Source organism: Glutamicibacter sp. NPDC055354 (genome assembly GCF_053644955.1).
In genome coordinates, this window is the sequence record NZ_JBSHMB010000001.1 from 1388874 (window position 1) to 1401315 (window position 12442).

General features: G+C 59.6%; 11 protein-coding genes. 6 read left to right on the forward strand and 5 right to left on the reverse strand.

Features of this window, described 5'->3' with window-relative positions; all coding sequences use genetic code 11:
• Window positions 1-19 precede the first annotated feature (19 nt).
• From ACWICV_RS06495 to ACWICV_RS06515, 5 genes are all read left to right on the forward strand, one after another.
• Complete coding sequence (locus ACWICV_RS06495) at window positions 20-1033, forward strand: GNAT family N-acetyltransferase (protein WP_402470420.1); 1014 nt, start codon at window positions 20-22, stop codon at window positions 1031-1033.
• 116 nt (window positions 1034-1149) lie between these two features.
• Window positions 1150-1596, forward strand: a complete 447-nt coding sequence (locus tag ACWICV_RS06500; protein WP_402470417.1) for a hotdog fold thioesterase — start codon at window positions 1150-1152, stop codon at window positions 1594-1596.
• Between the two features lie 32 nt (window positions 1597-1628).
• Window positions 1629-2948, forward strand: a complete 1320-nt coding sequence (locus tag ACWICV_RS06505) for an AMP-binding protein (protein WP_441717914.1) — start codon at window positions 1629-1631, stop codon at window positions 2946-2948.
• 31 nt (window positions 2949-2979) lie between these two features.
• Window positions 2980-3597 (forward strand): TetR/AcrR family transcriptional regulator, encoded by a 618-nt coding sequence (locus ACWICV_RS06510; protein WP_013349779.1) that lies wholly within the window; start codon window positions 2980-2982, stop codon window positions 3595-3597.
• Between the two features lie 216 nt (window positions 3598-3813).
• Window positions 3814-4527, forward strand: coding sequence for a nicotinamide mononucleotide transporter (locus ACWICV_RS06515; protein WP_402470411.1), 714 nt, complete (start codon window positions 3814-3816; stop codon window positions 4525-4527).
• 57 nt (window positions 4528-4584) lie between these two features.
• On the opposite strand, the gene ACWICV_RS06520 is transcribed toward ACWICV_RS06515, so the two are convergent.
• The 3 genes from ACWICV_RS06520 to ACWICV_RS06530 form a co-directional block, all read right to left on the reverse strand.
• Complete coding sequence (locus ACWICV_RS06520) at window positions 4585-6360, reverse strand: carbohydrate-binding module family 20 domain-containing protein (protein WP_454090606.1); 1776 nt, start codon at window positions 6358-6360, stop codon at window positions 4585-4587.
• A 326-nt stretch (window positions 6361-6686) separates the two neighbouring features.
• Complete coding sequence (gene paaZ / locus ACWICV_RS06525) at window positions 6687-8810, reverse strand: phenylacetic acid degradation bifunctional protein PaaZ (RefSeq protein WP_454090605.1); 2124 nt, start codon at window positions 8808-8810, stop codon at window positions 6687-6689.
• A gap of 115 nt (window positions 8811-8925) precedes the next feature.
• On the reverse strand, window positions 8926-9648 hold the full coding sequence (locus tag ACWICV_RS06530) for a tyrosine-protein phosphatase (protein WP_454090604.1): 723 nt from the start codon (window positions 9646-9648) through the stop codon (window positions 8926-8928).
• A 140-nt stretch (window positions 9649-9788) separates the two neighbouring features.
• Here ACWICV_RS06530 and ACWICV_RS06535 point away from each other — a divergent pair, with 140 nt between their 5' ends.
• Window positions 9789-10691, forward strand: coding sequence for a serine protein kinase RIO (locus tag ACWICV_RS06535; protein WP_013349784.1), 903 nt, complete (start codon window positions 9789-9791; stop codon window positions 10689-10691).
• An 80-nt stretch (window positions 10692-10771) separates the two neighbouring features.
• Here the strand turns inward: ACWICV_RS06535 and ACWICV_RS06540 are convergent, their stop codons facing one another.
• Together ACWICV_RS06540 and ACWICV_RS06545 are read right to left on the reverse strand one after the other, a co-directional pair.
• The gene (locus ACWICV_RS06540; RefSeq protein WP_013349785.1) at window positions 10772-11644 is read right to left on the reverse strand and encodes a 3-hydroxyacyl-CoA dehydrogenase family protein; all 873 of its coding nucleotides are present in this window, start codon (window positions 11642-11644) and stop codon (window positions 10772-10774) included.
• A gap of 2 nt (window positions 11645-11646) precedes the next feature.
• Window positions 11647-12441, reverse strand: a complete 795-nt coding sequence (locus ACWICV_RS06545; RefSeq protein ID WP_454090603.1) for an enoyl-CoA hydratase/isomerase family protein — start codon at window positions 12439-12441, stop codon at window positions 11647-11649.
• Window position 12442: the final 1 nt, after the last annotated feature.

Consider the following 12442-nt stretch of genomic DNA (forward strand, 5'->3'; position numbering starts at 1 on the left):
TAGCAAAGGAACGGCGGCCATGCACCACATCAAGATCAGCGACTACCGCAATGACCCTGCGATTCGCCGCTTGCTGGTGCTGGCCGCCGAACCTGCCAACGAGCAGGCGCTCGAAGCGCTGCTCGATGAATGCGAAGGCCTTGAGGTGCTTTCCATCGCCACTGCCGCGGGCGATATTGCGGCACTGGCCGCCTACCGGCACAGCGGCAAATACGCGGTGTGCGTTGAATACCTGGCCGTGGAAACATCCCACCAGGGCCGGGGGCTGGGCTCGAGGCTGCTCGCTGAGCTGCGCGACTGCCATGAGAAGAACGTTTGGGCCACCACTGCAGAGGATGCGGTGGGTTTTTACCGCTCGCTGGGTTGCGTTGTTTCGCAGTCTTCTGCCGACCCGCGCTGGCCGGATGCCCGGCGGTACCTGTGCACCTTGCCCTTCTACCCGCTGCTCACCGGCCAGCCAGATGAAGATCCGGAATACGAGGCCGTGGGTGGAGAGCTGATGCGCGGCCTCATAGAGATTGCCGAGCCATCGAAGCAATGGGCCAGGGACTTCCACCGCCTGCACCATCGAATCGCCAGTGTCCTGGGGGCCACCGCGTTGGCCATTGAACACACCGGCTCGACATCCGTTCCGGACCTGCCCGCCAAGCCGATCATCGACATCGTCTTGCTGGTCCCCGACGCGGATCAGGAAGCGTCCTACGTTCCGGCGCTGGAATCCAGCGGCATGCTTCTTTGGCACCGTGAACCTGGCTGGTATGGCCACCGCATGCTCAAGCCCGCTGCCGGTTCGCGGCTCCCCGAGGCCAATATCCATGTCTTCAGTGCAGGAAGCCCCGAGTATCTGCGGCTCGTGCTTTTCCGCGAGCATCTGAAACACCATGAAGCCGACCGTTTGGCATACGCCGCGGTAAAGCGGGAAGCCGCCCGCGCACTGGCTGCAAGCGACGGCGAGAACGGCCTGGTCATGGACTACAACCGGATCAAGGAACCTTTCATCCTTGACGTCCATCAAGGGATATTCACTGCCTGAATCCGCTGCGCTTCATCGCTGAAACAGTACCGCCAATACGGTCGCATAACTTGACTTAGCTCACATAATGTTATTACCTAATGATCGTTCGGTAAATAATTCGGCGAAGGAAGACGATGAGCGAAACACAGGTAGAGAATACGGTCCCACACGCCATTCTCCACAATGACTACGCGACCCAGTGGATGGGAATCGAAGTCGTCGAGGTCTCCGATGGGCACGCAGTCATCACGATGACGCTGCGCCAGGAAATGCTCAACGGCTTTGGTATTGGCCACGGTGGCATGATCTTCGCTTTAGCAGACACGGCATTTGCGTTGACCTGCAATCCGCAGGAGGGCTCCGATGAGACCATCACGGTCGCTTCGGGCGCTGACGTCAACTTCCTCAAGCCAGCAATACCCGGACGAGTGCTGACCGCCACCGGCAACCGAGTCTCGCAGCAAGGACGCAGCGGGATCTATGACATCACGGTGACCCAGCCAGCGGCCGACGGCTCAATTGAAACCGTGGCGCAGTTCCGCGGACGTTCGCGCACGGTCCCAAAGCCTCAAAGCCGCTAAGCACCCAGCCCACTCCACACGAAAGTTTCAGCATGTCTCAGAACACCGACCGCGACAGCCTTCCGAATCCGCTTGATCCAGAAGAGACCATGAGCCGCGAGCAGATCGAAGCGATCCAGCTGACCCGCCTGAAGGAAACGCTGCACCATGCTTATAACAACGTTCCGTACTACAAGGCGAAGTACGATGCCGCTGGGGTGCACCCGGATGATCTGAAAGAACTGGCCGATCTGGCCAAGTTCCCGTTCACCGACAAAGAAGACCTGCGCAAGAACTACCCCTTCGGCATGTTCGCGGTACCGCAGCATGAGATCGCCCGCATCCATGCCTCCTCTGGCACCACCGGGCAGCCGACCGTGGTCGGCTACACCAAGCAGGACTTGGAAGACTGGGCCAAGCTCGGTGCCCGCTGCCTGCGCATGGCCGGCGTGAAGCCAGGCTGGAAGGTGCACAACGCCTACGGCTACGGCCTGTTCACCGGCGGCCTCGGTGCCCACGCGGCAGCTGAATACCTCGGTGCCACCGTCATTCCGATGTCCGGCGGACAGACCGATAAGCAGATTTCCCTGATCCAGGACTTCGAGCCGGATGCTATCTTGTGCACCCCGACCTACCTGCTGACCATTGGCGATGCCATGCAGCGCAAGGGCCTGGACCCTCGTGCCACCTCGCTGAAGGTTGCCGTGCTCGGCGCGGAACCATGGACCGAGGAAATGCGCCACGAGCTGGAAGAGATGTTCAACATCACCGCTTGCGACATCTACGGCCTGTCCGAAGTCATGGGCCCTGGCGTGGCTGGCGAGAACGGCGAACGCAAGGACGGCAGCCACATCTGGGAAGACCACTTCCGCCCAGAAATCATTGACGCCTTCGACGAGACCAAGGTGCTGCCGGACGGCGAACACGGCGAGCTGGTCTTCACCTCGCTGACCAAGCAGGCACTGCCAATCATCCGCTACCGCACCCATGATCTGACCCGCCTGATGCCAGGTACCTCCCGCCCAGGTCACCGTCGCATGGGCCGGATCACCGGACGCAGCGATGACATGATCATCCTGCGCGGGGTGAACCTGTTCCCAAGCCAGATCGAGGAATTGATCCTGAAGGTGCCATCGCTTTCGCCGCACTTCCAGCTCATCCTTTCCCGTCCAGACCGCATGGACCAGCTGGCAGTGAAGGTGGAGCGCCGCATGGATGCCTCATCCGGGGACGCCGCCAACGGGGCCAAGGAGCTGGCCAAGCTGATCAAGATCCACGTCGGTTCTTCCTGCGCCATCGACGTGGTCGAGCCAGAATCCTTGGAGCGTTCCATGGGCAAGCTCAAGCGCATCTTTGATCTGCGCAACAGCTAACCCAGTGAGCACATGGGATAATCGATAAATCATGGAAACTACCGATATTGTGAACCGTCCGGCCAAGCGTGGCCGCCCCGGGTACGACCAGGAAACCGTATTGCGCATTGCCGTAGAGGCATTCAACGAATACGGCTACGACGCGACCTCCATGGGCAAGCTCGCTGACCGGCTGGGTATCAGCAAGTCCGCGATTTACCACCACGTCCCTTCCAAAGAGGACCTGCTGCGTCTGGCGTTGGATGAAGCGCTCATTCCCCTGGAAGCGGTGATCGCCGAGGTCCGCTCCCATGAGGGCAGCGCCGATGAGCGTTTGGAATTCTTCTTGCGCGCTACCTTCCGGATCCTGTTGGCCAAGCGTTCCTACGTGACACTGCTGCTGCGCTTGCGCGGCAACACCGAACTGGAACGCCAAGCTCTTCAGCGCCGACGGGCGATGGACCGCCAGCTCGCTGAGCTGGTCACCGCAGCCCAATCCGACGGCAAGCTGCGCGCGGACTTGGAACCGCGGGCCACGGCCAGGTTGCTGTTCGGCCTGATCAACTCTGTAGTGGATTGGTACCGCGCTGACGGTCCGATCAACGGACCAGAATTGGAAGACCAAGCCATTTCATTGCTCTTCAACGGATTGCACACCACAGCGGCTTAATCGCTGGATTGCATCTTGCGCTGGCTCCCACCTGATCGGTGGGAGCCAGCGTCGTTTAAGCGTGCCACAGGGCAAGCGGCAATGTGGCGTATGCCTCCTTGTAATCTTGTCTTCCTCACAGAAATCGCCGTTAGCATCGAAGGGGTGCTTTAGCACCAGTCATTCTCGATCAACCAAGTGAAGAGCGCTGTGGATTCCCTCTTAGAAACCCTTTTCATGGCTACCGCCGAAAGCAGTAGTTCCTATGTCCAGATCTTGCTCTCTGCGGCAAGCATGCTGCTAGTTTTCATTTCTGCAGTACTGCTGGCGCACCGCAATGACCTGGGCTGGTGGACCTTGATCCTGGGCGCCTTCACCGGCCCCGTCATCACCTCGCTGCAGTACGACCTGATGGGCCTGCTCTACGCCGTGCCGCTGCTGTTGATCGCTGTCTTCGGCCTGTGGCGCTTCTCGCTGTTCAAGCTCAACGGGAAATTCACCCGCATAGTCACCAGCACCCCGGTAACCATTTGGTCAGCGGTCGGCCTGCTCATGGGCTTGATCCTGCTCGTTGCCCTGCGCTTCGGCCCGTTCCTCTTCAACGGCGGCTTCATGAGCGCAACCCCTGAAATCTGGGTCCTCTACTTCGCTGATGCAGCCATCTTCGCCTCTTTCGTGATGATCGCTCGCGGCGTGCGCACCGGCTGGCTGGTCTTGGCTCTGGCCGCCATTGCCGATCTGGTGATCTACTTCCTGATCTCCCCAATGCTGGGCATGATGGGCCTGTTCGTATTCATCGCTCTGGGAGCTGTGTATGGCTTCTTCCTGTGGCGCGGCCTTCCTGCCCAGGCTGCCGAGCCGGTGCAGGTCGAGCTGGACGAGGAAGAGCTGGCCTTGCAAAAAGCCAAGCAGGCAACCTTGGACAAGCTGAATGCCAAAACCGAAAAGTAGCTGAACCTAGAATGATCCCGCCCCAGTGTAAACTGGGGCGGGATCATTTTTTTGTGGCTAATTGCGCCAGCTGTCGTTCAGGTTCAGGGAACCGTCCGCATTCACGGTCGCGATGCGGTTGGCCCCTGATTCCCACGTGGCATTGCCGCTCTGGTCGTACTTGACGTACTTGTATTCGAACTGCGTTCCTGCCGGAAGGTCCACCGTTCCGCTCCAGCTCGGGTAGCTGGCACCTGATAGCTGTGGCGCCTTGGCCGGATCCCAGCTGCCTAGTTCCGGCTGGTTGCCGACGATGCGGATGTTCTGCCCCATGACGGTTTGGGCGGTGACCGCGACGCTGACATCAGTGGTGTCCTCGACCGGATCCGGCGTTCCTGATCCGCCATCGGATACGGCACCGATGTGCAGGGCCATGGCACCGTAGGCAGGCAGTGTCGCGGTGAACTTGCCGTCGGCGCCCACAGTGATGGTCTTCGAGCAATCGTCTCCGGACACCACATCGCAATAGGTGCCACCGGCCAGCGAGCTGGTGTATTCGCGGGTGGTTGCCGCCGAGGTGTTGTTGAGGGCTACGAAGCCCTTATTGCCGCGGCCATATGCGATCTGGTTGCCGCCATCGTCCCACCAATTGCTGACAGCCGCGTCGCCGACGGCGTTGTTGAAGCCCACCATTCCGGTGATTTCATCTTGCCGCTGTTCGCAGGTCCAGGCGGAGGAGTCGCAGTCGGCATTGGGTACCGATGCGTCACTGGCGCCCGGAGCGCCTGCTTCCTTGTCGGTGAACGCGAATCCGGAATACACGGTGGGTGACCCGTAGGGCCAGGACAGCATGAAAACATTGGCCAGCAGGTACTTGGCGCCCCACTTGTAGTTCATGGATTCGCCGTTGCGTTCGGTGTCGTGGTTGGTGACAAAAACCCCGGCCCGGTCACTGGTGAGCTTGCCGTCGCCGATGAAGCGCAAGTTGGCGATTTGCGCGTCGAAATCATGCTTGAGCTGTCGCGAGTAGTCGAATTCGTGGGAGTCGCCGCTGCCCAAATATTCGCTTTCCTGGATTGGCTCTCCCGAGGCGCCGATGACTTCGTGCACCCAGTAGGCACCGGAGTTCTTCATCTTTGATTTGATAGCTTCCAGGTCTGTTGCCGGGATGTGCTTCGAGGCATCGATGCGGAAGCCGGAGACGCCGAGCGAAACGAGATCATCCAGGTAGTCGGCGATGTTTTGCTGGACGTAGCTGCTGGAGGTTTTCAGATCCTGCAAGCCCACGAGGCGGCAGTGCTGCACTTGCCAGCGGTCGGCATAGTTGGTGATGTTGGTGCGGCAATCGTTGAAGTCCTGGGCCGAATACTCTGGGAAGTTGCCATCGGAGAAAGCCGAGCCTGCGGTTCCAGTACCGGTCTGCCCGGCTCCGGTCATGTGATTGACCACGGCGTCTGCGATCACTTTCACGCCTGCGTCGTTGCAACTTTTGACCATGGCGGAGAATTCCTCGCGGTTGCCCAGTTTCGAGTCCACCTTGTAGCTCACCGGCTGGTACGAGGTCCACCATGCAGTGCCGCGCAGGTGCTCAGCTGGAGGCGAGACCTGGACGTAGCCATATCCTGCTGGGGCGATGCTGGACTCGCATTCCTGGGCTACCGAATTCCAGTTCCATTGGAACAGGTTGAGGATGACATCCTTGCCGTCGTTGGATGGGGTGGCGGCTTGGGCGGGTGCTGCGAACAACGGTGCGGCGAGCAGGGCGAGCGAGGCGCCGAGTGCTGCCACCGGCTTCACCGTCCTGGCTCCGTGCTGGCGTTGTGTTGATTTGGCGCGTGATGGCAAAAGTTCCACAGAAAAACTCCTTTGTTGTGATGATCGGGCTGCGATAGCTCGACGCGACAGCGTCGGGATCGCTCAACCACACGTTCCCCATCAACGCGTGACCTGCGACACAACTGTAAGCGTTTTCTTAGCTCTCTCCAATAAGTAAATTTCTGTAAATACATTAAACCCGCGAAACTGTCCGCGTAAATTGCCCTAAAATTTTTTTACTCCACGTCAAATCTTGCCAAAATTGGAAACGCTTTCATAGATATCCGGCAAAGCTGTCCTGGCTCCGAGCACGCAAAAGGGTGGATGCCGTGGTTGACGGCATCCACCCTTGCTGAAGTTGCGTTTTAGCCTTCGAAGTTGGCGTAGGTGAGGTTTTCTTTCTCAACCAAGGTCAAGACATCGTAGGTCGCGACAATCTCATCATTCTGGTTGTGCAAGATCGCATCCCATGCGACCTCGCCATATTCATCGGTGACTCGCGGCGTGATTTTCTTGGCCGTCAGGGTCACGCGGATTGAATCTCCGGCAGCCACCGGGGTGATGAAGCGCAGGGATTCCAATCCGTAGTTGGCTAACACTGGCCCCGGCGCTGGCTCTACGAAGAGGCCGGCAGCCCACGACACGAGCAGGTACCCGTGGGCGACGATTCCCGGGAAGAACGGGTTCGCTTCGGCTGCCTTTGCATCGGTGTGGGCGTAGAAGGTGTCGCCAGTTTTCTTGGCGAATTCGCTGATCTCTTCAAGGTTCACTACGCGCAGATCAGAGGCGAAGCCATCGCCTACTTGCAGCTCGGCCAGCGACTTGCGGAACGGGTGCGTGTATTGCTCCTGGCCGCCGAACTTTTCGCATCCGGCCAGGCGCTGTTCAGCACCGGCATGCCACACGCCGCTGAGCGCAGTGAGCATATTCGGCGAGCCCTGAACGGCAGTGCGCTGCATATGGTGCTTCACTGATCGGATTCCGCCTAGCTCCTCGCCGCCGCCGGCGCGCCCTGGGCCACCATGGACCAGGTGTGGCACTGGTGAACCGTGACCGGTCGTTGATCGCGCGGTTTCCCGGTTCAGGATGTGCACGCGGCCATGGTGGGCGGCGATTCCCAGGGCCAGTGAACGCACGGTGTCGGTGTCATTGCTGCACACGGTGGCTACCAGCGACCCTGCACCCATGGCGGCCAGCCGCACGGCTTCGTCAAGATTGTCGTAGCCGATGACGGAGCTGACCGGTCCGAACGCCTCGCGGGAGTGCACAAGCGGGTTGCGGGCATCGGCCCATCGCAGAACCACCGGAGACATGAAGGCACCGAATTCGGCCACGGCGTCGCGTTCTGGCGCCACGCGTACGGCTGGGGCATCCAGGCGGCCAAAGGCCAGCTCGCCACCAGCGTCAATCATGTCCTGCACTGCAGCACGCACATCAGCCAGCTGTTCCAGGGAAGCCAAGGCACCCATGGTCACGCCCTCGACGCGGGGGTCGCCAATGACAACCCGCTGCTCGATTCGCTGGCCGATGGCGGCAATGACCGGTTCTACCAGATGGGAAGGCACGATATTGCGGCGGATCGCGGTGCATTTCTGGCCGGCCTTGGAGGTCATCTCGGTGACGACGACCTTGACGAAGGCCTCGAATTCCGCTGTTCCCTCCTCTGCATCAGGGCCGAGGATGGCCGCGTTCAGGGAGTCGGTTTCTGCTGCGAAGCGCACTCCCCCGTCGATGACATTTGGATGGGACTTCAGCTTGCTGGCCGTGGCGGCCGAGCCGGTGAAGGCGAACATGTCACGGTAGTCGAGGTGGTCCATCAGGTCGCGGGCTGATCCCGAGAGAAGCTGCAGGGACCCTTCGGGAAGGATGCCTGATTCCAGCATCATCCTCACGGCTGCCTCGGTGAGGTACCCCGTTGGAGTCGCTGGCTTGACGATGGTGGGAACACCAGCGATAAACGCCGGGGCAAACTTTTCGAGCATGCCCCATACCGGGAAGTTGAACGCGTTGACCTGCACCACGACACCACTCATTGCGGTGTAGATATGCGTGCCGACAAAAGAGCCGTCCTTGCTCAGCGGTTCCGTTGGCCCGTCCAGGATGACATTGCTATTGGGAAGTTCACGGCGGCCCTTGGATGAGAATGTGAACAGAACACCGATTCCGCCATCGATATCCACCATGGAATCGATTTTGGTGGCCCCGGTCTTGAAGGAAATCTCGTAAAGGTCTTTGCGTCGCTCGTTCAGATACAGCGCGAGTTCCTTGAGCTTGAGTGCGCGCTCATGCAAGGAGAGCTTGGCCAGCTCCTGATGCCCGGTGCCACGGCCATAGTCCACCGCCGCTGCAACATCCAGCTTGTCATTGGTGACAGTGGCTAGAAGTTCTCCGGTGTTGGCGTCGCGGACTTCTGTTCCGCCCTCGGACTGCGGGGTCCGCCATTCTCCGGCGATAAAGCTGGGTACCACTCTGATCTGTTTTGTCGACATCGACATAATTCCTTTCTGAACGGTCGGTCAGTATTAACCTTAACCTTATCAGCAAGAGCGTGACCGGGAACACCTCAAATTGTTGTTCGCGAGAATTCTCCACCCCGCCCGCTACTCAGGAATTCCGTGCGAGATCACTCAGGTGATCGAGACCCTCCTCGCTCATGCCCTGGGACAGCAGATAGGAGCGGGCCGTACCAAGCCATGCACAGAATTCCGACAGGGCCGTGGCTCTTTCTTGAATGATTTCCCGCAGCTCTTCTTCACCCCGATAGCTCTCGTAGGGATGCTTTCGCGGCGAGACACGATGCCATTCATTGATACCCCGCACCGCCAGCTCATCATGGACGAGAATCTGATCCCGGGAACCTGCGAGATCCAGCAGCATGGTGGCAATCAAGCCGGAGCGGTCGCGGCCTGCCGAACAGTGGATCACGGTTGACCCTTGGGAGTTCGCCAAATTCTCGAAGACTGCACGCAGTTGGTCGCCGAATTCTTCGCACACCAACCTGTACATGGCGGTGTGATTCATATATGGCACGGCAATCGATTCGAACCTCGGATTGCCGGGCGTCTCCAGCGGCAGGTTCACCAGTTCAATGCCGGAGAACGCTGCCTGGGGTACGGCGGGGTCATGCTCCCGCCGGCGGATCTCGTTGGGGTTGCGCAGGTCCACGACCTTGCTGACTCCGCCCTCGTGCATTTGCTGCCAGCCCCGGGCACTAAGCCACTCGTGGCGACCCATTCGATAAAAGGCTCCGCAAATATGCCGCGCATTCACGGATCCTTCCCATTCCAGATCTCCGCCTTGCTTTTGATAGTTCAGGCCCTGACTCATTTACCCATTGCAACATATTGATTCTCTGTTGTAGAGTTCTACTCATTGGCAACTGCCAATCAGTCTATTGAAGGAGGGGTAACGATGATTGCTTACCGCAGTTCCCGGTCATTGATCTCTTTTTCTAAGGACTTATCCCCATGCATTTTCCTGCTGGAGAACCAACCACCAGCTCACAGGTAACCTCGTCCAACTTCGCTGACGCAGATACCAAACTCAAATTCCGCAGGCACAAGCCCGTATGGAACGAATCATCCTCGGATGAGCCACCGGCTGGCCAGCGCTACTCCACCTGGCCGTTTATCGAAAAGGGCATGCGCGGGCCGCAACCATACCCGCTATGGCTGATTGAGGACGCCGGTGCCGTAGACACCGAATTAGGCATCCTCAAAACCGGCAAAGAAGGCGACGTCTTCCTGTTGGAACGAGCAACACAGGAGCGCTCAAGCTTACTGGCCGCCAAACGCTATCGCTCCCGCGACCACCTTCAATTCAGCCGTTCGCAAGCTTATAGCGATGGCAGGTCTGCCCGGCGCTCGCGCGATAATCGAGCCATCAGCAACAATTCCGCCTACGGCCGGGACATCGCCGCTTTGCAGTGGGCCAACGCGGAATGGACCTACCTCTTGCGCTGTTACGAAGCCGGCATTTCGGTGCCGTATCCGGTACAGATTGACGGCACCGAAATCCTCATGGAATTCATTGCCGACCCGGACAATTCGCTGGCGGCAGCACCCCGCCTGCAACAGCTTGCGCGCTTTGATCCACGGCTTCCCGCACTATGGGATCAACTCACTGACGCCCTTGAGAAGTTCGCTGGATTGGGCATTGCCCATGGCGACCTGTCCGCCTACAACCTCCTGGTTTCTGGCGAGCGCCTAGTGGTCATCGATGTTCCGCAGTGCGTGGATTTGGCGGGCAATCCGCAAGGCATGGACTTCTTGCACCGCGACTGCGTCAATTTGTGCGAGTGGTTTGATTCCAAGGGACTGTCACATGATCCAGATGAGCTCTTTGCTTCACTGCTAGGACATCTCTTCTAGAATCCAGAGGGACAATGGCCTCCGCCAGTCATTCCTGACCGGCGGAGGCCATTGTCGCTGAAGGTTATATGGCGGGTTTCCTACCAGCTGTAGAAGCCTTGGCCGCTCTTGCGCCCCAGCTTGCCCTCGGCCACCATATCCCTGAGGATCTGCGGTGGAGCAAACCGGTCACCCAAGGTCTCATGGAGGTATTCTGCGATTCCCAGGCGCACATCCAAGCCGACAATGTCGGTGGTTTTCAGCGGTCCGGTCGGGTGCTTGTAACCCAGGACCATGGCATTATCGATGTCTTCGGCGCTGGCTACGCCTTCTTCCACCATGCGCATGGCTTCCAGGGCGATTGCCACGCCCAGGCGCGAAGAAGCGAAGCCCGGAGCGTCATTGACCACCACGGCGGTCTTCCCCAGCGCCTGTACCCAGCTGCGCGATGCATCAACCAGGTTCTTATCAGTCTGCTCGCCGATGACCACCTCGATGAGCGTCGAGGCGGGCACCGGGTTGAAGAAATGAAGCCCGAGGAACTTGCCGGGCCGAGCCAGTTCCTTAGCCAGCCCGCTGACCGACAGGGAGGACGTATTCGAGGCCAGCACGGCCTCGGCGTCCAGCACCTGCTCCACAGCCTGCAGCGAGGAGACCTTCAAATCCCAGATTTCCGGAACTGCCTCGATCACCAATTGAGCGGTGGCGAATTGCTCGTAGTCCGTGCTCACCGAGAAACGCTGCATGAGCTCATCTTTGGATTCGCACACGACGCCGCGCGCGATGGACTTGTCGACGGACTCGGCGACCCTCTCATAGGCAGCCTGCGCAGAGGCCTCATCGCGCTCAACGACAACCACCGTGCTGCCGCTGGTCAGCAGGGCGTGGGCGATTCCCGCGCCCATGCGGCCGCCGCCGAGTACTCCGCTGTACTTAGGCAGCTGGCCCATCACAATTTCATTGGTTGCACTCATGGTTACTTCTTCTTTCGATCAAGGAATGCCTGCATGCGTTCAAACTTGGCTTGGGATTCGAACAGCATCCCCTGGGCCAAAGTGTCGATGACCGGATGGGCTTCACGCGGAGCGTGGAATACCGACTTGGTGATCCGCACAGCCAAGGGATCCTGGGCCGCAATGCGATCAGCCAGCGCCTCAGCCGCCGCATCCAGTTCGTTGGCCGGATGCATTTCCGTGATCAGTCCTGTTTCCAGGCACTGCCGGCCGGTGAGCACCTTGCCAGCCAGGAGGATCTCCTTGGCCATCGGTTCACCCACCAGCTCCTTGAGCCTCCAGGTCGCGCCGGCCGCGGCGATGATGCCGAGGTTGGTTTCGGGATTGCCCATGCGCAGCTCTTCGGTGCCTATGCGGAAGTCCGCGGCGTAGGCCAGTTCTGCTCCCCCGCCCAAAGCAAATCCGTCAAGGGCGGCGATCACGGGCATCGGCAGCTTGGCGACGCGATCGAAGATCCCAGAGTTGATCCCGGCGAGTGCATCATCGCGGCGGCGTTCTCGCAGCTGCGAAATGTCGGCACCGGAAGCAAAAATCCCCTTGCTCCCCTTGGGATTCGCGGCGCTGGGCGCTTGGCTGGCAGTGCCGGCTAAGATCAGGATTTTGGGATTCCTTTCCAGGTAATCGCAGACGGCATGCAGTTCGTCGACCATCGCCTGGTCGATCGCATTGCGCACCTCGGGCCGGTGGAGCCGGACCCATAGTCGATCATCGGTTTCGCTGACCTTGAGGGTCTGGAATTCGCTAGCGAGGCTTTCCACT

Bases quoted from the DNA above. Each gene is read 5' to 3' on its own strand.
- ACWICV_RS06495 (WP_402470420.1), top strand. From the start codon at position 20: ATGCACCACATCAAGATCAGCGACTACCGCAATGACCCTGCGATTCGC.
- ACWICV_RS06500 (WP_402470417.1), top strand. From the start codon at position 1,150: ATGAGCGAAACACAGGTAGAGAATACGGTCCCACACGCCATTCTCCAC.
- ACWICV_RS06505 (WP_441717914.1), top strand. From the start codon at position 1,629: ATGTCTCAGAACACCGACCGCGACAGCCTTCCGAATCCGCTTGATCCA.
- ACWICV_RS06510 (WP_013349779.1), top strand. From the start codon at position 2,980: ATGGAAACTACCGATATTGTGAACCGTCCGGCCAAGCGTGGCCGCCCC.
- ACWICV_RS06515 (WP_402470411.1), top strand. From the start codon at position 3,814: ATGGCTACCGCCGAAAGCAGTAGTTCCTATGTCCAGATCTTGCTCTCT.
- paaZ (WP_454090605.1), bottom strand. From the start codon at position 8,810: ATGTCGACAAAACAGATCAGAGTGGTACCCAGCTTTATCGCCGGAGAA.
- ACWICV_RS06530 (WP_454090604.1), bottom strand. From the start codon at position 9,648: ATGAGTCAGGGCCTGAACTATCAAAAGCAAGGCGGAGATCTGGAATGG.
- ACWICV_RS06535 (WP_013349784.1), top strand. From the start codon at position 9,789: ATGCATTTTCCTGCTGGAGAACCAACCACCAGCTCACAGGTAACCTCG.
- ACWICV_RS06540 (WP_013349785.1), bottom strand. From the start codon at position 11,644: ATGAGTGCAACCAATGAAATTGTGATGGGCCAGCTGCCTAAGTACAGC.